The sequence below is a fragment of the Streptomonospora sp. PA3 genome, assembly GCF_009728995.1.
Taxonomy (GTDB): Bacteria; Actinomycetota; Actinomycetes; order Streptosporangiales; family Streptosporangiaceae; genus Streptomonospora.
Genome location: NZ_VTZW01000019.1, coordinates 648942 through 669403 on the forward strand (window position 1 = coordinate 648942; position 20462 = coordinate 669403).

Genomic DNA, 20462 nt, shown 5'->3' on the forward strand with positions numbered 1-20462 from the left:
CCGGGCCGCCGGCTCGGAGGCCGGCGGCCTCCATGCCCTCAGCGGGCGGCGGCGCCTTCGGCGGCGGCTCTGCTCGTCGCAGTCGCTGCCGGGTGGTCGCGGTGCTATGCCCTCGGCGGGCGGTCACCGCGGCGACCGGGGTGGCGGCGCGGGGTCAGGGCGCCGCCGGTCAGGGGGGTCAGCCGGCGCCGGGGTCGACGGCCCGGGCGTAGGCGGCGAACCGCGTCTGCAGGTCGGGCAGGACGGGGTAGACGCCGAACTCGTCGAGATCCATGACGCGGGTCCAGCTCTCGGGCAGGCGGTGGCGCCACTGGGCGGCCAGCAGCAGCGCCTCGACGCGGCGGACCTCGGTCCAGTCGTCGGGCGGGGGATCGCCGACCCGCCTGCTCTGCTCGCGCTCCCAGGTCAGCAGGGCATCGCCGAAGGCGTCGAGGAGCTTCTGCATGCCCTCGTCGCCTACGCAGGCGACTCCGGCGCCGGGATCGAGTGAGGCGGAGCGCTCGGCCGGGTCGATCAGATAGAGGGCGGGGGCGATGTGCACGCTGCCGAATCCCAGCGCCTTGCCCAGGCCGATCTTGTGCGCGTACAACGGGTCGGCCGACTCGCCGCCGCCGGCCGGGTTGCCCAGGTGCAGCGCCCGCAGCAAGGCTCCCACCTCGGCGTCGGTGAGGTTGGCGAAGGTGATGCGCCCGTGGAAGGCCAGCCCGGCGCGCATGGGCAGGACGTCGCGGGTGGTGGGGCCCTCGGGGATGCGGTCGGGGTGCAGTTCGGCGTAGCGCCGGGCGGAGGCCGGCAGGGGATCGTGGCGGTGGAGGTAGACCTTGTAACCGCCCAGCCGGACGTCGCCCTCGTGCGACCAGGTCACCAGGTCGGGCGCCTGGCCCCAGGTGGACTCCGAGACGGGCTGCAGGAGGTAGTTGGCGAAGCAGCTGCGCTGGGGTGAGAGCAGTTCGACCCGCAGCGGGTGATCCAGCCAGGCGCCCTCGGTCGTGTCGCACACCGCCGAACCCACCGAGACCCGGCCGCGCGCGGCCGGTCCGCAGCCCTGGCCGGGGGGCAGCAGGTCGACGTCGCCGAACAGGGCCCGCGGCACGTCGGGAGTGCGGCCGGTGCCCTCGGCGCGCACGCGGCCGCGGGTGTGCACCTCCTCGGGGACCGCGCGGCTGACGGGGTCGAACTCGCCGACGGCGACGCGGTAGCCGCCCGAGCGCCCGAAGGAGACGATGCGCCCCTCGTGCTCCTGGTACCAGACGGGTTCGCCGCCGGCCCTGGCCAGGCCGCCATCGCGGGCGCGGAACGGGCCGCCCCGACCGGTCTCCGGCGGTTCGGACGCGGCCGCGCCGGAGGACGCGCCGGGCAGGTCGCCGGGGAAGTTCCTCGCCTGGAACCGGGTGATCTGGTCGGCCGACTCCACGAGGGCGACCAGGTGGGCGGGCACCGGCAGGCTGCGCTCGGAGTCGGGCGCGACGGGGAAGAGGTAGGCGTTCTTGCGCTCCCCGGCGACGCCGGTCAGCACCAGAACGCATTCGTAGGCGCGGAAGGCGACGTCGTCGACGCGCTTGAGCGCCCTGTCGTAGTCGTTGCGCCGGCCCCGTGCCGCGGAGCGGGAGCGGTCGCCGGACGCGCGCCGCATCGTCTGCTCGGCGCCGCCGCGCTTCTGGCTCCACCGCTCGCGCAGCCGGTCGCGCGCGGCCTCGCGTTGCCCGAATCCGGGCTCCTCTCCCGAAGGCAGCACCGACATCGCCCAGAACCGGGTCTCGCCGACGGTGCGCCCGTGCACATCGGGGCACAGGGCGACCACGGGCAGGTACTGGAACTCGCGGTGGAACTCGGCGGGCACGTAGCCGCCGGGGCCGTCGCCGTCCGCGGCCTCGTGCGGGGGCGGTTCGAACTCGGGCAGATCCGGGAAGCGCCGCAGGTCCTCGCGCAGGTCGGCCAGGCGGACCTGCAGCGGGCGCTCGACGGGCAGCGGGCGGATCTCCCAGGAGCCGCTTCGGCGGTCGCGGCGCAGGAACCCCGCCTGCACGGGGGTGCCCGGCGGGTTGGAGGGGGTGCCGCCGCGGGCTCGGTACTGCTTGTGCAGGCGGCGCATGACATGGCGCGCGCGCCGGTCGCTGTGGGAGGCCGCGGGCGCCCGGAAGAACAGCTGGGGGGTGTTGACCGGGCCGGTCTCGCCGCCGGTGAGCACCCGCACCGTGTTGCGCAGCAGCCCGCGCAGGGAGGCGCCGGGCAGGGCCGGCCGGCCGTCGATGGTCAGCGAGTGCTCGACGCCGCCGTCGCGGGTGGCGCCGACGAAGGCGGGGGTGAGGGTGCGCACGGTGATGTCGATCCAGCCGGTGTGCGTGCCGGGGACGCGCTGGTCGTGGGCGGCCAGCAGGCGCTGCTGAGGGGTGCCCTCGCGCAGCACCGGCTCTTGGAGGCGTTCGGCGGGCATCGGGCGCTCGGGCAGCGGCACCAGGCCGTAGGGCGCGACCGCCTGGTGGTCGCGCAGCGGGTCGGGCGGTTGCGGGTGAGGAGAAGCGCCGCCGCGCTCGTCGCGGCGCCTGGCGCGACCGCCGGGGGGCAGCGGTGCGGGCCGGCGCGCGGCGGCGGAGGCGCGGCGGCGCGGCATGGCGGCCGGCGTGGGCCGGGGGACGCCGGAATGGCGATCGTCGCTCACGGTGCCCTCCTAGCGTCGCGCATCGTCGGCGGCGTCCAGGCCGACCGGCGGTGTCGGTTTGGCCCCCGCGTGGTATCCGGTCAACCGATGGAAGGCCACCCCGACGGCCCCTGTTCGGGAATCCTCCGCCCAGTACTCTCGGACACTCAGCCAGGTGCCGACGGCGGTGGGCACCGGTGCCGCGGCGCCCGGCGCCTCCGCGCCGGCCGCGATGCCGAAGTCCTGCCAGCGCACGGGGTGGCAGGCGGTGGCTCCCGACAGCTCGCGGCCGATGCTGAACGGGATTTCGCCGCCGAGGTCGCGGCTGGCGCGCGGGCCGGCGCGCCAGCCGGTGAGCAGGAACGAGCGGTCGCGCGGCCGCAGCCACGGCGGCAGGGTGTCGGCGTCGTCGCTGTCGCGGGTGGCCCATGCGGCTTCGGCGCCCTCGCCGATGTGGATCTGGGCCGAGGGGGAGAACACGGCCGCGCCCAGCAGCCGCCAGGCGTCGGAGCCGCCGGGGTCGAGGGGCGGAGCCGACAGGCGGGCGGTCCAGGGGTCGTCGCAGGAGAGCCGCCAGGCACCGCCGGGGCAGGCGCCGGTGATGCGCCCGTCGCCGAGTTCGGCCAGCAGCCACTGCGGTTCGCCGGGGGCGCGGGCCTCCAGCGCGGCGCTGCGCCGCCCGTGCCCGAAGAGGTCGGCGAGGACGGCGGCCGCCGCGTCGGCCCCGAGGGCGACGGTGAGGGCCCCGCACGGCTCGGGCGGCGCCCAGGCCGCGCCGTCGGGGGTCGTGGGCGGCGTGGTCATCGGGGTTCTGCGGCGGATACCCCGGCCTTCAGGCCGGGGAGAAAGCCGCTCCCTCCTTCCTGGTGGTGTAGCCGTAGCCGTCGCTGCGTTGGAGCAGGCGGAGGTGTCGGTGGTGGATGCCTTGGACGGTGCCGCGGGAAGCGGCGGCACCCGAAGGCGCCGGGCGGGGCCTGCCGCCCTCACCGTGCGCGGCCGCGCCCCGTCCAGGACGCCCACGCGGCCCCGCGGGTTCACGCCCCGGCCGCTGCCGCTTGGGACGCGGGGCTCGATCACCGCCGCCGCACCGCCCGATCCGCGGCGCGGGCGGCCGTCACCGCCCCACCGGCCGCCCGCCCTCGCGGCCCGTCCGGGCGCGAGCGCGGGGCGGCCTGCCGCATCCCGGAGGCGGACGCGGCGCGGGTTCACGGTCCGGCCTCCGGCCGCTCCGGTCCGGGCGCCAGGAGCGCGTGCAGTGCCGCGAGCCAGCGCTGGGCGGCCGCCCGGTCGGGTCCGGCGGGGTCGTCGACGGCCGCGACCAGGTCGACCGGATCCGGGGCCCGGCCGGGTCCGCGGGGGGTGAGGACCGCGCGGGTGACGGTGATGCGGCCGTGGCCGGCGCCCGTGCCGCCGCCCACGGCGTCCATCGGAACCGTGTGCAGCTCGCGGACGAGCAGGGCCAGCAGTCCGCGCACCGCGTCGTCGGGGTCGGGCACGTCCAGCACGACGTCGGCCCGGCCTCCGGCGTGCACGTCGTCGGTGAGCAGGCTGGCGTCGACGCTGTCGCCGAAGAGCGCGTCGATGGTGACCCGGGTGGTGCGCTGGGGGGTTCCGCCGCTGAGTTCGGCGGCGCGCCGCAGCCGGACGGCCGAGGCCCGGCTGGTGCCCTGGGAGTCGGCGTCCTCGCCCCACCAGCGGGCGTGCAGCCGCCGTGCGGGGCTGTCGGGGGGCCATTCGGCGGCGGCGGACTCGCCGGAGATGTCGCGTACCAGGCGCCGGCTCATCCGCTTGAACAGGGCGAAGAGCGCGGTGTCGCCCAGGGCGGGGCGCCAGTGGACGGCGCCGTTGCCGCCGACGGCGGGACGGCGCAGGTGGGCGCGGTCGACCTCGCCCAGCGACGCCAGGCCGGGCGCCTCGCCGACCATGAGCAGGCCCGGCCGGGGCTCGTGGGCCTGGGCGGAGGCGGGCGCCAGGAGGGATTCGGTGGGGCGCTCGGCGAGCCGCAGGGTCAGGGCCAGCTCGTCGCGGCGGCGGTGGTCGGTGCCGTAGGCGGCGAGGGTGCCGGCGTAGTCCTCGCCGACGGCGGCCAGCGCCGGGTCGCCGTCGAGTCGCGCGCGGATTCGCGCGGACAGGCCGGCCGCGTCGCCGCCGGATGCGGCGTGGAGCTGTTCGGCGAGTGCCCGGTGGGCGCGCTCCCGCCGCTGCGCCCAGGTCAGGGCGTACCAGTCGGCCCATCCCTGCGGCGTGGCCAGGTCGTGGCGGCGGACGTGCCAGCCCTCGCAGGCGGCCGCGCCGTACCCGCGGGCGGTGCGCGCCCCGATGGACACGCCGGGGCCGTCGCCGGTTCCGGCCAGCCCGTCGGCCGCCAGCGCCGCCAGGGCGAGCAGCCGCCCCTCGCTGCGGCCCGCGTCCGCGTGCAGCCGCAGCGTGAGGGTGAACACCGTGCCGGCGGGCAGGGTCTCCATCCGCCAGGTGGCGCCGGAGGCGGCGGCGCCGCTGCCGGGGTCGACGCGGTTGCCCGCGCGCACGGCGATCCCGGCCTCGGGCGGGAGTTCGGCGAAGGCGTCGTCGATGTCGAGCGCGCTGGGCACAGAGGCCCCGGTACCGGTCTCGGCGCTGCGCGCGGCCGCCTCGCCGAAGAGTTCGGCCACGGCCTCGGCGTGCTCGGCGCCGATGCGCTCCGCCAGGTGGTGGCGCAGCAGTCCGGCCTGGGTGGTGGCGCGCAGGCGGGGGCGGCCGGTGCCGGGGTCGCGGTCCAGCGGGGCGATGTCGGCGGCGGTGCGGACGGCGTCGTCCGCGGACCCGATATGGGTGTCGCTGTGCAGGCGTATCCGGGCGGTCAGCTCCCACAGCGCCGACGGGCCGCCGGTCGCGCCCGCGGCGAAGTCGAACAGGTCCGCCCGGTCGGCGTCCTCGCGGGGCTCGCCGCCGCCCGGAGTGTGCGGCCCGGTCACGGCCGCCCGCCTCGGCGTCCGCCGGCCGACCGCTCCGCCGAGTGCTCGCCGGCCGGATCGCCGCCCCGGCCGGGCCGGGACGGGGGCGCGGGACGTGGGGAAGGCGTCATCGGGCTCCCTCCCGCTGCGCGGTGTCGCGCCCCGACCACGCGGCCGCCGCCAGCCACGTGGTGATGAGCTGCAGCGACAGCCGCGCCACGACGTCGGGGCGCTCGGCCCAGGCCGCGGCCGCCGCGGTGCTCCCCTCGCCGCGCCGCCAGGCGAGGTCGACCGGCGCCAGCGCCCGGGCGAGCGTGTCGGGATCGGGGGCGGCGTGCTCCCACCAGGCCCGCGGCGTGCGGGCGGCGCTGTCGAGCCACTCGGGCAGGGCGAGCTCGCCGGTGCCGTGCGGCACACAGGCCGCCGCCAGCTCGGCGCGGGCGGCCGCCTGCAGCGGGGGGTGCGGGGCGGCGCGGCGGGAGTCGCCGGCGACCACGCCGGCCAGCCGCGCCAGTGCGGTCGCGGCCTCGGGCGCGGGCGCCGAGGCGACCTCGCGCAGCCGACCGAGCAGGGGCGCGGACGGCAGCCGGGCCGAACGGCGCGCGAGGTCGCGGGCGCGGCTGCGGACCGGTTCGGCCGCGGCCCGGCTCAGCAGGACGTCTTGCAGGCGGGCGACCGGGGATCGGGCGGGCGGCGCGCAGGTCTCGGCGCTGACCCAGTCGGGGTCGACCCAGGCCGGCGATCCGTCGGCGAGGGTCACCGGCCGGATCGCGCGCTCGGGCGCCGCCTCCGGCGCCGGCCGCTCAAGCGCGAAGCGGCGCGCGGAGTCGGGGCGGGCGACGCGGGTGTGGGCCAGCGGCGGCTGCTCGGCGGGGGCGCCGCCGGGTGCGGGGATCGGGATCAGGGCGGCCGCGCCGTTGCCGTCGGCGGCGCGCCGGCCCAGCGGGCGGGCCTCCAGCGCCCGCACCTCCTCCACCGCGATGTCGCGCGCCGCACACAGCCGCACGACCGATCCCGGCGCCGCGGCCCACTGCTCGGCCATCGGCCCCCGGTACATCCGGTGGTAGGCGCCCACCGCCTCCTGGTGCAGATAGGTGCCCACGACCTCGGCGGATCCGGCGCCCAGGGCCTCGGCGGCGGCCCGCGCGGCGGCGCGGGGCAGGGCGGCCGGGCTGGGCCGGCCGAGGTCGTCGTCGATGTGGGCGGGGGCGAGCAGCAGCAGATCGCGCTCCTCGCCGCGCCGCCAGGTGCGGCGCCCGGCGTCGACGCGGTCGGCGAGGATGCCGGCGGGGCCGCCGGCGCGGGTGGCGCGGAGGCCGCCGCCGTGGGCGCGGCTGCCGCCCGAGCCCAGGGACAGCAGGCCGTCGGCGGCGGCCAGGACCTCCCAGATCCGCTCGGCGAGGTCCTCGGCGCCGGCGTGGCCGTCTGCGGTCAGCTGCCAGCGGGCCTCGAACACCTGGCCGGGTTCGAGGCTGGTGGTGAAGTAGGGGGCGCCGTGCCGGCCGGCGTCGCGGCGCGCCACGCCCAGGTACTGCTCGGTGCGGGTCAGGGGTGCGGCGCGGCGGGTGAGGTCGGGGGTGACGTGGCCGGTGAGCGTGCGGTAGGCGCTGGTGTGGGAGGCGGGTGCGGCCAGCAGGTCGGCGAGGTCGCCGCCGGGGGTGCGCACGTGCCAGCAGCGCGGCGCGGGGACGGTCTGGGCGCTGCCGGAGTCGTCCTCCAGCAGCGGGAACGCCGGCGCGAAGCGGATGGCGCGGCCGCGTGCGATCCAGGGTTCGATCAGGTCCTCGCGGCCGGCCTGGCGCAGCGCCGCGGCGAGCATGCCGCGCTGCGCCCGCCCGGTGACGGCGTGCGCGGTGGTGATGCGCAGCGGGTCGTAGTCGGAGCGCACGACGAGCGACTCGGTGAGCACATAGCGCAGCCCCAGGTAGGCGTGGACGACTCCGCCCGCGCCACCGGTGCGGCCGTCGTGGTGGGGGTCGGCGATCGTCACACCCCTGTTTCTCGGACAGTCCCCTCGGTGTCGATGCCCGCCCAGGCCAGCGTGCGGATGTGCGCCGAGTCGGCGTCGGCGTCGCGGGTCCGGGTGAGGCGGACGTCGACCCTGCCGCGCCCGCGCCCGGCCTTGAGCCCGGCCTGGGTGAAGGCGAGTGCGGCCCGGGCCAGGCAGCGCACCTCCTCGGGTTCGGGGGCGCGGGTCCAGCGCAGCGCCGCGGTCAGGCGCAGCCCCGGGTCGATGACGCGGACCGTGCGCAGCCGCGCGTCGGCGGGCGCGCCGGCGCCGTCGATCGCCACGCCGCTCTCCACGGAGGTGAAGGCGTCGGTGACGGCGCGCACGAGGGTGGTGGCCGCTCCCCCGGTCTCGCCGGCGCCGCGCTGCTCCAGGGCCCAGGCCACCGCGGCGCGCACGGACTCGGGCGGGGTGGCGTGGCCGATGCGCAGGATGCGTCCGGGGCCGTGCCGGCGCGAGGCGCCGAACAGGGCCTGGGCGGCCGGAAGCAGCGCGGGCTCGGCGCGCACGGCGGTGACGGCGGCGTCGCGCAGCCGGGCGGCGATGCGCTGGCGGGGCAGGTAGGGCAGCCCGTGGGCGTCGGTGACCACGTCGGAGTCGGCGGCGGTGCCCGCGGCGCTGGCGCCGGCGAAGATGGCCGGCGCCACGAGGTCGACGAGGAGGAACTCCGGGACGCCGGCGTCGGCGGGACCCCCGGCCGTCTCGGCCGCGGCGGCCCGGGGTGTGCCGGATGCGGACGCGGGCGCGCGCTCCTGCGGCGGCGGGCCGCCCCGATGGGATCGGGCGGGTGCGGCACGGCGGGCCGCTGCGTCGGCGCCGGAGGGCGCCGGGCGCCTCCGGCGGTGCTGCGGTTCGGCGTTCACTGTCGGCGGCCCCCTTCCTCCGTCCGGGAGGGCGGGTCGGCGGGCGGGTGGTGGGCCAGCGGGACGTCCAGATGCAGGTCCAGCAGTCCCAGCGCGTCCAGCAGGAGGTCGCGGGCGAAGGGCTCGGGCAGTTTCACGGGCATGCCGAGGTCGCTGCGGCGCTCCAGTTCGGCCGCGGGGTCCCGGCCGTCCTGCAGCAGCGGCGCCAGGCGCGACAGCAGCCAGGACCGCTGCTCGCTGAGTCCCGCTCCGCGCAGGCCGGCCGGGGCGCGGGGGTCGAGGTAGTCGCGCAGGAACGCGTGGAACTCGGCTCCGGTCATGGGCAGTGCCGTGCGCCCTGGCTCGCCGGGCGCGGGCGCGCGCCGGTCCTCGCGCAGCCGCGCGACCACCCGGGCGGGGTCGTCGAAGTCGTGCGACCAGGCCACGACGTGGTCGTCGAGGCGGTGGGCGTCCCGCTTGCGGTACTCCTTGGCCTCCTCGCACAGCGCCGCGCAGATGTCGTAGCCCACCGACAGCGGCGCGCCCACGGGCTGCACGGCGATCCCCACTCCGGCCGAGGGCACGCCGGTGGTGCGGCCGGTGCCGACCAGCCTGCGGGTCCACGGCGGCGTTGCGGCGCGGCGGGCCATGGCCGCGCGCGGGTCGCGCGCATCGAGGGCGGCGGGGTCGGCGTCGAGCCAGTCCAGCACGAAGCGGGTGGCGCTCCAGGCCAGCCGGGCGTCGCAGATGACGGTGAGGTCGTCGCCGGCCACCACGACGGGGCGCACCGGGACGTAGACGGTGCCGCGCGCGGCGCGCGGGCGCAGGCGCCCGCCGGCACCGTGCCCGTCGATGGCGGGTTCGCCGGTGCCGGGGTCGGTGCCGATGGCCGCGGCGACGGCGCGGATCAGCGCCTGGGCCAGGCCCTCGGTCAGGCGGGCGATGTCGGCGGAGACGGCGCGCATGCTCGCCGCCACGTCGGCGCCGGACTCCTGGACGCGGCGGTGGTGGGCCTTGAGCAGGTCGCCGAGGCCGTTGAAGTCCAGATGGACGACCGCCAGGCGGCTGACGTCGCCGATCTCGCGGCCGAGGTGGTCGACGTCGGTGGGCAGTTCCAGGCGCTGGGCCCCGGCGGGCGGCGCGATGCCGCGCAGCCAGGTGCGGCTGTTGGCGTCGTGCCACTGCCGGGCCCGCATGCGGGCGGTGACGATGTCGCGGGCCGTGCGTTCGCGGACGGGGCCGCGGTCGCGGGTGTGGTCCAGCAGCTCGGCGGGGCGGCCGGTGACGTCGCATGCGGCGGTGACGCCGAGTCCTTGGGCGGGCAGGTGGCCGGGGGCCGGGCGGGCGCGGGCGCCCTGCAGCGCGGAGGGCAGCAGCCGCAGCGCCTCGGCCTGGTCGGCGGGCCGTCCGGGACCGCCGTAGGGCACGTGCGCCGTGACGGGGGTGAGCCGGTCGGAGATGTCGCGGAGCCGGCGGGTGTAGCGGCCGGTGAAGGCGCGGGCGTCGGCTGCGGCCCGGCCGGGGCGGGTGAAGGCGATGTAGAGGGCGCCGCCGGCGTCGCGCAGCACCGCGCGGTGCTCCTCGGGCACCTCGGCCAGCAGCGGGGCGACGTGGGGGCCAGAGGTGTCGGTGAGATCGGCGACGAGCGTGGCGCGGCCGATGGCGTCGAGCAGCCGGCGGCCCTCGTAGATGAACCGCTGGATGCCGGCGAGGTCGACGCCGACGAGGACCCCGTGCGGTGGCCGGGGCGCATCGCCCGGCGGCGGGGGTGCGGCCCGGGGCGCGGCGGCGGGGTCGGCGGCGCTCATCGGATCGCCTCCCGGCGGGTCAGAGTCTGAGGGCGGACAGGTGGGCGTGCAGGGCCGCGCGGAACTCCGGCGTCCGCGGCTCGGCGGATACCACTCTCGGACGCCGGGTGTCCTCGTGGCCGGTGATCTTCTCGGCGGGCGGCGCGGAATCGGCGGCGGCGGGTGCGCCCGCGTCTGCCCGCCACCAGGAGAACCAGTCGATCAGCTCCAGGGCGCGACCGGGGCCGCCGTCGCCGGGGCGGTGCAGGGCGAGGGTGAGCCCGGCGGTGCCGCAGCGCACGTTGAGCAGCGCCGCGGCCGCGAACACGTCGTGGGCCCATCCCCCGGCGCCGGTGTCCTGCTCCACGTGCAGGTCGCCGGAGGTGAAGTAGCGCAGCCGCGTGCGGCGGGGGGCGCTCAGGGCGAGGGCGCGGTCGGCCGCGGTGAGGATGAGGGTGGGGCGCTGGGGCACGGAGTACTGCGGCAGCGCCGGCGCGCCGGCGACGGCGGTCTCGTCGACCCAGGCGGCGATCTCGGCGGTGCCGGCCAGCTCGCGCACCTGCTCGGCGGCGGCGTCGATGAGGGGCGCGTCGACCTGGCGGGCGGCGATGCCCGGGTCGATCGCCTCGCTGAGGCTGCCGGCGAGGAAGCGGTAGCCGCGCAGCAGGTGGCGCCATTCGACGGCGGCGGGCGGGTGGCGGCCCACCGGCCCGTGGGTGCGGCAGGAGACGCGCCGGGTGAGGGGGGAGACGTAGGTCAGGCAGCCGCCGCGCTCGTGGGCCGCCAAGGCGAGGCCGGTGCTCATGGCCTTGGTTCCGGTGGTGATGTCGGCGACCACGGGGGTGTCCGGCGCGCGGTACTGGTCGATCTTGGCGCGGGCGCGGGCCGCGACGTCGGCGACGTCGGCCGCGTCCACCGCGGCCTCGGCGAACTTCACCCGGTCGGGGTAGCCGCCCCGGCGCAGCCGAGAGGCCAGCCGGCGCCGGTTGAGGCGCTGGAACTCCTCGGGCTCCTCGGCGGCCAGCAGCATGCGGCGCACCCCGGAGTCGAGTGCGGCCAGCTCCTTCTCGCTCTGCCGGGTGAACAGCATGACGGCGCGCCGGGGCAGGCAGGCGCGGGCGACGGCGAGGACGGGCAGCCGGTTGCCGCCCAGGCCCATCAGCAGCAGCGGGGCGGCGCCGCCGCCCCGGCCCGCGGCGGGGCAGGCGGCGGGATCGCTCCCGGCCGCGGCGCGGGTGCGGTTCCGGTCGGCGGCGGGCGCGCCGGCCGGGTCCGGCGCGGCGGGGGCGGCCGCGGCAACGGGCCGCCGGGGCGGGGGCGCGGCGGGGAAGAAGCTCGCGATCATCCGCTCGGCGGTGCCGAAATCGCGGGCGAGCTCCTCCAGACTGCGCACGTGCAGCGGGGCGCCGCTGAGTTCGGGGTCGTAGGCGGCGATCTGCTCGATGGAGCAGTCGCCTTTGGCGCCGTCGTGCACGAACAGCACCCGGGCGGCCCCGCCGAACGCGCGCTGGGCCTTGGTGAGGGTCCAGCCGGCAGCGTCGGGGATGTGCGAGGGGTCGCGTTTGACCTCGACGCACAGCACGCGGTGGCGGTAGCGCACGATGAGGTCGAAGTCGCCGATGGAGTCGCGGGGGTTGCGCGGATCCGGCATGACGCGGTTGCCCAGCACCTCGGCGCCGGGCACGTGGTCCAGGCGGCGGCGGAAGAGCGCGAGCACCCGCGCCTCGGCCATCTCGCCGCTGGTGAGCGGGGTCTGCCGGTCCTCACCGCGCAGCCAGGCCTCCTGGGCGGCGGTCCGGTCGCCCGGGCGCAGCTCCACGCCGTGCAGGCCGGCCAGCTCGGCGGCGGTGAGGGCGCTGCTGTCGATACCGGCCTGGTGGCGGGAGCCGTCGGTGAAGCGCAGCGTCTCGGAGGTGGCGTCGAGGTAGCTGCGCCAGCGGTGCCGGCGGGGGAAGCGCTCGGTGTGCAGCAGCACGGCGTGGGCGCTCATCACCTTGCTTCCGCCGGTGTAGCACAGCCGCCAGGGTTCCCGCAGGTCGGCGGAGAGGGCCGCGAAGCGCTCGGCGACCGCGCGGAAGTCGAACACGTCCTCGCCCACGTCGAATCTGCGGGCGACCTCGATGGCCGGGCACAGCCGGCGGGCCGCGGCGGCGATCCGGGCCGCGCGCCGGGCGGTGTCGCTGCTGTGCACGAGGACCAGTCGGCGCGGGGCGAAGGTCAGCGCGGCCAGCAGAGCCGGGGTGGGGCTGGTACCGGCCAGCACGACCAGCGTCGCCGGGGCGGCGTCCGCGCCGGCGCCGACGGGATCGAGATCCGCACTCCGTCCCATGAGTCCCTTTCACCCTGTCATGCACCGCTCCGCAAGGCTGCGGCGCTGTCGTCCCCGACTTCCGCGATCACCCAGAAACCACTCTCTTCACCCCTGTGTCCGAGAGAGGTGCTGTGTCGGAGGTGATCGCCCATACGAACCATGACTCAGCCCCTCTAATCCACCCGAACCACCACGCTAGGCCCGCACCCGCCCCGGTGCGAGCGAACGGCCCGCAGGAGCCTCCGCCGCTTCGGCGGCCGGAAGGAGGAGCGGTGAGACATCGACGACAGGCAGGGATCCGCGCCCCGGCCGCACCCGGTACTTCCCACCCCGCCCCGGTCGCTCCGGGCCGGGGAGCCGGCGGCCGCGCCCGGTTCCGGCCCCGATCCCGGCAGACGGGATAGCACCAACCGCCGCACGTCTCTCGCGTCGATCAGGGAAGGACCTCCCGGCGGACGGGACAGACCGCGCAGAGAACGGCCCTGGCTGCTTCTTCGTCGTCCGACCCCCGGTTGACGGGATAACAACGCCAGTTGTTGACGGACGCTCCCCAGGGCCGACTCCTCCCCGGCAGACGGAATGGGACCGGCACCGGCCCCGGCACGGGTACACCCGGCCAGGCCCTTGACCCCGGCCCTGACAACCAACACCTGGCTCGCCTGCGAAGACCCGCGCCAGCCCGATCCCGGCAGACGGAATGGCTGGCCAGGCGCCGGGCACGCGCCCGCGCGCCGCACCGCACGGGCGCTCCCGGTCCCAGGGCGCACCGCGTCCCGGGACCGGGACCGCCTGCTGCGCTCCCCCGTTTCGCGCCGCCGGCGCCCGGTCCCCTCAGCCGTTTCGGCGGCCGAGCGCCTTGCAGCCCACGATGGTGCCGTCGGAGGAGCGCACCAGATCGGTGGGCACGAGCAGGTCGGTGCGCTCGGGATGGGCGAGTGCGACGGTGGAGGAGACGATGTACCACACGCCCAGCGCCGGAGCGGGCAGCAGGGCCCGGCCGTAGTCCTCGGAGAACACCGGGATCCCCCCGATACGGCCGATCTCGCAGCGGTCGACGGCCACGCGCACCGGTTTGGACGCCGCCGGGCAGCGGACGACGACACGGTCGTCGGAATCGAAGATCGTCACCTCATGCGGTGTCAGGTTGACCAGCGGAACACGCATTCTTCCCTCTCACATCCCGAGCCGGCCGAGCGCACCGAGCAGACCCAGCATGCTGCGCGATCGCCGCACGCGGCAGCGGGTCAGTCGAACAGCAACCCGTCAAATCCCTGTTCCTGAACTTCCGCGTGCACCGGACGCGGAGACCGGGGCCGCCGGCGGTCTCGGGCGGAGTGCCGTCGCCGACCGGCTGCCGCGTCTTCGCCGGTGGTGAGCGTGTCCACGCGCAGCGCACCGAACCCCTGCGCGGTGTATTTGCCCACTCCGGTCAGCTCGACGAGTTCCAGCAGCGCGCCGAAGTCGGCCAGCAGGCGGCCGTCGCTCCCGCGGGGAAGCGCCAGCCGCAGACCGCCCTCCCATCCGAGCACGGTGCGCCCGGCCGGCCCCGCGTGCTCGGCGGCCCGGATCGGTGCGGAGTCCTCGGGCAGGCGGCGCAGGCGATCGGTGACCTCGTCGATGCGGCGCAGCCACGGCTCGGCCAGCTCGCGGGGGGCGAAGCGCGCCACCGCGCCCAATGCTCCGCTGCCGCTGAGGCGGCCGGAGGCGGTGCGGTGCACGACGCCGAACAGCAGCCGCGGCCCCGGCCAGGCCTGGAAGCTGTCCTCGCCGTCGTAGTTGCGCGCCAAGGACACCACGGGGCTGAGGGTGTGCAGCGCGGCCGAACGGGCGGCCCGCCGGGGTTCGGTCAGGACGGCGGCGTAGTCGCGGGTGTGCACTTCGGTGACCGACAGCGGTTCCAGCAGGTGGTCGCCCACCCGCTGCACGCGCCCGACGAGGTCGGCGGGATCGGTCTCGGGCGGGCGGTCCTCCAGCCAGGTCAGCGACCACACCCACAGCCGGTCGGCCAGCGGCTGGGGCCACCCGTTCATCGCCCACTTCTTGGCCGCGCCGTGCTCGTCGTCGGGCTGGGGCCACCAGGAGTTCAGCAGTCCATGGCAGTCGACGGCGCGCACGGGCCGGGCGGCGTCGGCGTGGTCGCGCAGCACCAGCGTCCAGCGTCGCGGCATCGTCACTCCCCCTTCGTCGCCGAGCTGCCTCGGCCGTCATGGGCGCCTTTGGATCAGGCCCGAGCACCCATAGCTCTCGGACAGCACGGATGCCGCGCCCCGGCGCCGTCCTCGCCCGGAACCGCGGGCCGCGGCGGGCCGGGCGGCGGCCGTCCGAGAGGTGTCGGCACCCCCGGGCCGCGGCACGACGCAGTCGAGTGATCAGGATGGAGCCGCCCGCGCATGAGCGCCGCAGACGACCACACCGACCCGCAGAACCGCGGAGCACCGCGTCCGCGCCCCCACGACTGGCTGGACGCCTACGTGCACTTCCGATTGGCGGACCTCGACCCCGACCTGGAGGGGGTGCCCGAGCCCGAGGGGGCGCGCGAGGACGGCGCCGGGCCGGAGCGGTCCCAGCCTCCGCCGGTACCGGAGGTCACCCCCGAGGAGCTGGCCGCCCACCTCGCCGAGCTGGTCGAGCGCTACCGCCGCCGCCCCCAGCGCTGAGGCCCGCGGCCTCCGGAGCCTTTGCCCCGCCTTGACTCCGGGCGTGCGCGCGTCCTACTTTCGTAGTCGACCACGCGCGTCGCCAGGGCGGCGCTTGCAGCGCCAGCCGACGTGGGTGTGTCGTCGGGCGCAGCCGTCCTTCTTCTATGCACTTTCCCGGAGGAGCTGGGGAAGAGCCTCAGCCCCGTGCCCACGGGGAGAAGAAGGATCTTGAGCACGCGCTGCCTGTTCACGGACCTTTTCGGTTCGACCGCGTTTCTGCACGCGATCACCCGCGCCTTCGGCTGCGGCCGGTGCGAGCCCGCGCGCCGGCGGGACGCCTCGCACACCCTGCAGAGCTGCGATCGCCACGCCGCGCAGTTCGACTCGGCCCTGACGCTGCTGAGCGAGCACTGCCCCTGTCCGAGCCACGGCGCATCCGCCGGCTCCCGGATCACTGCGCGGATGGGCGAGGTGCACGCCGCGCTGGGGGCGGGCGAGCCCGCCCCCGCAACGGTGCGCCGCCTGGTCTTCGCCCTGCGCGACGCCGAGACCGACCGCGCCTTCTCGCGGCTGCGGCTGGTCTTCCCGCAGTGGTCGGGGCGCACGCTGCGCTGCGCCTTCTCCGAGCGGCCCCGGCGCTGGGCGCGCCAGCGGGCGGTTGCCGAGTGGGTGGCGCCCGGCGTCGTCGAGCAGGAGGCCCTGGCCGCCCTGGTGCTGGCCGCGGGCTTCGGCCACCCGGCGGTGGACCTGCCCGACGAGCAGCCCGACGAACCCGCCGACGCCGCCCTGCCCGGCGACCACGGGTTCACCCGCGAGTCGGGGGCGGTGCCGGTGGCCGACCGCGCGGGGCGCGCGGTGGCTGTGTGCCGGGAGCGCCCGCTGGTGTCGGTGCCCACCGCCGAGTACGTGCTGCGCAAACTGCACGAACTGGCCGAAGGGGTGGACCCGGCGCGCGCCCGCACCACCGACGAACTGCGCAGGGTGGGTCTGGCCGAGGCGCTGCGCGGGATGGGGGCCGAGGACCTCGCGCGCGTCCTCACCGAGGTCCTGCGCCGGCTCGCCGACCGCCTGCCCGAGCACTTCGAGCTGCTGGAGCGGGCGCGCGGGCGCGCCCGCAGCGCCCCCTACCGCCCGGTCGCCGACGCCGCCGCAGCCTCTTCCGTCCCGGAGCCGCCCGCGCGCCCCCGCGCCGAGGAGCTGCCCGAGCCGGAGCGGGACTGGCTGCGCCGCACCGCCTGGAGACTGGTCAGCCAGGCGCGCGAGCACCCGGTCTACTACGCCACCGACCCGGTCGCGGCCCTGGACCGCTTCCTCGACACCCACCTGCGCGCCGAGGCCGCGGCCATCCCCGCCGCCTGGGCCGGCGCGGTCCACGACGACGAGGCCCGCGCCGACCTGCTGGAGACCCTGGTCGACCTGGTCGCGACAGTGGAGTGACCCGGCCCGCCGATCCCGCGCACGCTCCTAATCTCGCCACCTTCGCCAAAATGGCATACCATCTGACCATGAGCGTTCAGCCAACCACGAACAGTCAGCACGAGGAACTCTCCGTCGCACAGGCTCGGGACCACTTCTCCGAAAGAGTCAACAGGGCCGCCTACGGCAACGAGATCACCTACGTAACCCGGGGGCGCAAGCACGAACGCGCCGCCGCCATCGTTCCGGCATCCTTTGTCGAAGACTACGAGACGCTGCTGGACGCGCACGATGCGCGCATCGCCCGTGCACGGCTTGATGACATCCGCGCAGGACGCGAAGAAACCATCACGCTGGATGAGATGGACAGGGAACTCGAACCGTGACGCCTAACCCCAGGCCGCACTACCAGGTCATCTTGGGCGTCCGAGCCAGCAAAGAACTACGCAAGCTGGATAACACGACTTCGCGGCGCGTCCGCGGCGCCCTTAGAAAACTGGGCGACGATCCTCGGCCGGATGGCTGCCGCAAACTGAAGGGCGAGGAGGACCTCTGGCGCATTCGGGTGGGCGACTACCGGATTCTGTACAGTATCGATGACGGTGAAGTCGTCGTTGTCGCGCTGCGGATCGCTCACCGCAGTGACGTCTACCGCGATCTCGACTAGGACCGCAAACCCCGCGTCGGCCGCCAACCTCGGACCACCCCCTTCGTACACGTGTATGATTTGCCGACGAGTACGTACAGGCAGACCCACTACCGAAGGGACGCACCGCCGTGGTCACCGAGGTCTTCACGCGCAAGTACTGCGATCCGCACGCTCTCCGCGAGGAGAAGGTCGAGGCGACTGACGTCATCCAGTTCGCCTGGGAGGGGACCGTCCGCGAGGTCGATGCCTGCGACGAGTGCAAGAAGGAGCACGAGACCCACTACGAGCCGCTGGTCGACTACTCCCGCCCGGTGAAGAAGCGCCGCGCCAAGAAGGCCGACGCCAAGGCCGGCGCCGACTCCTCCGGCGCCGACTCGTCCTCCTCCTCGGACGACTCCGCCGACTCCTGATCGCGCTCCGCCGCGCGCGGCCGGCGCCCTGTCGCGGCGGCCGGCCGCCGGTGCGGTGGCGCGCGTCCCGGCGGCCGGCCTCGCCCAGCCCCTCGGGGCTGCCGGGGGAACGGCCGCTCGGGCGGCTCAAGCGGCCCGGGCCGAGCGGCGCAGGAGAGCGCTGCGCCGTCGCCCGCATCCCGCCCCCGCGGCGGGACGGATTCGAGCGGGGGAGGCCGGTGCCCCATTTCACCGGCCTCCCCCGCCGCTTTTCAGGAAGGCTTGTGGGTCACATCCCCGCGGCGCCCGGTTGGGTCATCAGGCCGGCCAGCCGCCCCTCTCTGCGGGCCGCCACCGCTCCGGCGACCGGGAGCCGGGCCTGCACGACGCCGTCGCGCGGCGGGCCGATCGTCGCCCCCACACGGCGCATGATGCGCTGCATCCCGCGGTTGCCGGCCACGGTCTCGGCGCGGACCTCGGCCAGGCCCCAGTCGGCGGCGACGGCGATCAGCGCGCGGGTCAGGGCGGTGCCCACACCCTGCCGCTGCCAGGAGTCCTCGACCAGGAAGGCGATCTCGCCCACGCCCGGGTCGAGGGTGAACATCAGGTGGGCCAGTGCGATCGGCTCGCCGCCCGCGCTCGGGCGCGCGAGCAGGGTCAGCCCCCGCTCGGCGTCGCAGAACAGGTCGAGCATGCTCGGCGGCAGCCGCCGCATACCCGACTGATAGCGGCCGCGGATCGTCTCGGCGGAGCAGCGTGCGTGTATCCGCCCGATGGCGTCGGCGTCGGCCGCCCCGGCCTGGCGCACCTCGATCTCGATGCCGCGGTGGGTGGAGACGGCGCCGTCGGTGGGCGCCGGCCCGATGGGCGGCAGGACCGAGCGCACCAGGGCGTCGGCGCGCGCGGACTCGGTCCAGGTGAAGGGCCGGTCGGGCCGGCGCAGCCGGACGCCGCGCAGCGGGCCGACCGCCACCACCAGGGTGGTCTCGGGCTCCTCGGGGAACTCCGCCGCCGGGCGGGTGAGGTTGGTCCACCGGGCGTCCTCGGCCATCAGCAGCTCGCCGAGCACCTCGGGCAGCCGGTTGGGCGCACTGCGCAGGCGCGCGGTCAGCAGCAGCGCCTTGGTGACGTCGTCGCCGACCTCGCGGGGCTGGGCGGGGACCGCGTCGACGGCGTCGGTCACGCTGCGCTCGGCGACCTCCCGCAGCAGGGTGTGGTGCTCCCCCGGCACGTCGACGACGAACTCGTCCACCACTCCCGCCGGGTCCGCATGGATGGAGAGGCCGACGATGTTGCCACCCCGGGCGGCCACGGCCTCGACCACGCCGGCCAGTTGGCCGGGGCGGTCCTCGACGACGGTGCGGATACGCCACAGGGCCATGCGTCCCCCTCTGCCGGGTCGGCGGCCACCGTGCCGTTCCGCCGCGGTGGTGCGCCTTGTCCCTTCCAGGGTGGAATGCCGCTGTTTCCGGCGTGCTACGGCGCGGTAAGTTCCGGTGACACCTCGCCGCCGGTCCGCGGAGCGGTGCCCGCCCGGGGCGGGTCAGGGGCGGCCGGCGACGAGTTCGCCGTCCTTCCACACCGCCGCGACCTGCGGTACTCCGGGCCGGTAGGCGAGGTAGACGGGGTTGGGCGCCTCAAGCAGGACCATGTCCGCGCGGGCGCCCGCGGTGAGGCGGCCCACGTCGTCCCGGCGCAGCGCGGCGGCGCCGCCGGCGGTGGCCGCCCGCACCGCCTCCTCCGGAGTCATGTGCATCTCCCGCACCGCCAGTGCGATGCACAGCGCCATGCTGGAGGTGAAACACGAGCCGGGGTTGCAGTCGCTGGCCAGGGCGACCTGCGCCCCGGCGTCGAGGAGTGCGCGCGCGTCGGGATAGGGCCGGCGGGTGGAGAAGTCGACTCCGGGCAGCAGCGTGGCCACCGTGGCCGGCCCCTCCCCCGCCGCGGAGTCGGCCAGGGCCGCGACGTCCTCGGCCGCGAGGTAGGTGCAGTGGTCCACCGACGCCGCGCCCTGCTCCACGGCCAGGCGCACGCCGGGGCCGTGGCCGAGCTGGTTGCCGTGCACGCGGGGCAGCAGTCCGCGCCGCCGTCCGGCATCCAGGACCCGCCGCGCCTGCGGCTCGTCGAAGGCGCCGCGTTCGCAGAACACGTCGATCCAGCGGGCGTGCGGGGCGCAGGCATCCAGCATCGGGCCGGTGACCAGGTCGAGGTAGCCGTCGGGATCGCCGTCGTACTCGGGCGGGACGACGTGCGCGCCCAGGAAGGTGGTCTCGTCGCTCAGCCGCGCGGCCACGCGCAGCGCGCGCTCCTCGTCGGCGACGCTGAGGCCGTAGCCGGATTTGATCTCCACGGTGGTGGTGCCCTGGGCGCGGGCCTCGCGCAGCAGCCCGGTGGCGCCGCCCAGCAGCTCGCGTTCGGAGGCGGCGCGGGTGGCGGCGACCGTGGTGCGGATTCCGCCGGCCTCGTAGGGCCGCCCGGCCATGCGGTCGCCGAACTCCCGGCTGCGGTCGCCGGCGAAGACGATGTGGGAGTGGCTGTCGACGAACCCGGGGATGACGCACCGCCCGGCGGCGTCCACGCGCACGTCCGCGGCGGGGGCCCGGGTGCGGGGGCCGCACCAGGACACCCGGCCGTCCTCGACGACCAGGGCGGCGTCGGCCACCTCGCCGAGTTCGCCGGCGCCCAGCGCGGGTTCGTTGGTGACGAGGCTGCCTATGCCGTCGATCAGGACGGAGGAGACCGCCGGGACGGCGGGGTGGTCCGGGGTGTTCATCGGCGTCGCGGCACGCGGAGGGCGCCGCGTCCTCCCTTCGGTGGCGGCTGCGGACGGTTGCGGGGGCGCCGGCGCGG

The 20462-nt window shown here is 76.7% G+C and carries 16 protein-coding genes; 5 read left to right on the top strand and 11 right to left on the bottom strand.

Annotation, left to right across the window (positions count from 1 at the left end; all coding sequences use genetic code 11):
* Nucleotides 1-178: 178 nt before the first annotated feature.
* The 9 genes from FZ103_RS22125 to FZ103_RS22165 form a co-directional block, all read right to left on the bottom strand.
* Complete coding sequence (locus FZ103_RS22125; protein WP_343233651.1) at nt 179-2659, bottom strand: TIGR03986 family CRISPR-associated RAMP protein; 2481 nt, start codon at nt 2657-2659, stop codon at nt 179-181.
* A 9-nt stretch (nt 2660-2668) separates the two neighbouring features.
* Nucleotides 2669-3442, bottom strand: a complete 774-nt coding sequence (locus FZ103_RS22130) for a hypothetical protein (RefSeq protein WP_156003721.1) — start codon at nt 3440-3442, stop codon at nt 2669-2671.
* A gap of 401 nt (nt 3443-3843) precedes the next feature.
* Complete coding sequence (locus FZ103_RS22135) at nt 3844-5592, bottom strand: RAMP superfamily CRISPR-associated protein (protein ID WP_343233652.1); 1749 nt, start codon at nt 5590-5592, stop codon at nt 3844-3846.
* A 106-nt stretch (nt 5593-5698) separates the two neighbouring features.
* Nucleotides 5699-7561 (bottom strand): hypothetical protein, encoded by a 1863-nt coding sequence (locus FZ103_RS22140; protein ID WP_156003722.1) that lies wholly within the window; start codon nt 7559-7561, stop codon nt 5699-5701.
* Nucleotides 7558-8442, bottom strand: coding sequence for a hypothetical protein (locus tag FZ103_RS22145; RefSeq protein ID WP_156003723.1), 885 nt, complete (start codon nt 8440-8442; stop codon nt 7558-7560). The genes FZ103_RS22140 and FZ103_RS22145 overlap by 4 nt, the downstream gene beginning before the upstream one ends.
* On the bottom strand, nt 8439-10229 hold the full coding sequence (locus tag FZ103_RS22150; RefSeq protein ID WP_156003724.1) for a hypothetical protein: 1791 nt from the start codon (nt 10227-10229) through the stop codon (nt 8439-8441). The genes FZ103_RS22145 and FZ103_RS22150 overlap by 4 nt, the downstream gene beginning before the upstream one ends.
* Nucleotides 10230-10248: 19 nt before the next feature.
* Nucleotides 10249-12537, bottom strand: coding sequence for a CRISPR-associated protein (locus tag FZ103_RS22155; protein ID WP_156003725.1), 2289 nt, complete (start codon nt 12535-12537; stop codon nt 10249-10251).
* 813 nt (nt 12538-13350) lie between these two features.
* Nucleotides 13351-13683 (bottom strand): hypothetical protein, encoded by a 333-nt coding sequence (locus tag FZ103_RS22160; protein WP_156003726.1) that lies wholly within the window; start codon nt 13681-13683, stop codon nt 13351-13353.
* Nucleotides 13684-13763: 80 nt separating this feature from the next.
* A complete protein-coding gene (locus FZ103_RS22165; RefSeq protein ID WP_156003727.1) occupies nt 13764-14687 on the bottom strand; it encodes a CRISPR system precrRNA processing endoribonuclease RAMP protein Cas6 in 924 nt (307 codons plus the stop codon).
* A gap of 222 nt (nt 14688-14909) precedes the next feature.
* Between FZ103_RS22165 and FZ103_RS22170 the strand changes: the two genes are divergently transcribed.
* The 5 genes from FZ103_RS22170 (at nt 14910) to FZ103_RS22190 (ending at nt 17633) form a co-directional block, all read left to right on the top strand.
* Entirely contained in the window at nt 14910-15176 is a 267-nt protein-coding gene (locus tag FZ103_RS22170; RefSeq protein ID WP_156003728.1) for a hypothetical protein, read from the top strand.
* A 210-nt stretch (nt 15177-15386) separates the two neighbouring features.
* The gene (locus FZ103_RS22175; protein ID WP_156003729.1) at nt 15387-16595 is read left to right on the top strand and encodes a hypothetical protein; all 1209 of its coding nucleotides are present in this window, start codon (nt 15387-15389) and stop codon (nt 16593-16595) included.
* 68 nt (nt 16596-16663) lie between these two features.
* Nucleotides 16664-16960, top strand: coding sequence for an antitoxin of toxin-antitoxin stability system (locus FZ103_RS22180; protein ID WP_156003730.1), 297 nt, complete (start codon nt 16664-16666; stop codon nt 16958-16960).
* Nucleotides 16957-17241 carry a type II toxin-antitoxin system RelE/ParE family toxin gene (locus FZ103_RS22185; protein ID WP_343233653.1) on the top strand — a complete coding sequence of 95 codons (285 nt, stop codon included), beginning with the start codon at nt 16957-16959 and terminating at the stop codon, nt 17239-17241. The genes FZ103_RS22180 and FZ103_RS22185 overlap by 4 nt, the downstream gene beginning before the upstream one ends.
* 110 nt (nt 17242-17351) lie before the next feature.
* Nucleotides 17352-17633, top strand: coding sequence for a hypothetical protein (locus tag FZ103_RS22190; protein ID WP_186356668.1), 282 nt, complete (start codon nt 17352-17354; stop codon nt 17631-17633).
* A 268-nt stretch (nt 17634-17901) separates the two neighbouring features.
* Here FZ103_RS22190 and FZ103_RS22195 read toward each other — a convergent pair whose 3' ends face one another.
* Complete coding sequence (locus tag FZ103_RS22195) at nt 17902-18993, bottom strand: GNAT family N-acetyltransferase (RefSeq protein ID WP_156003731.1); 1092 nt, start codon at nt 18991-18993, stop codon at nt 17902-17904.
* Between the two features lie 162 nt (nt 18994-19155).
* Complete coding sequence (gene hutI, locus FZ103_RS24990) at nt 19156-20385, bottom strand: imidazolonepropionase (RefSeq protein WP_186356669.1); 1230 nt, start codon at nt 20383-20385, stop codon at nt 19156-19158.
* Nucleotides 20386-20462: the final 77 nt, after the last annotated feature.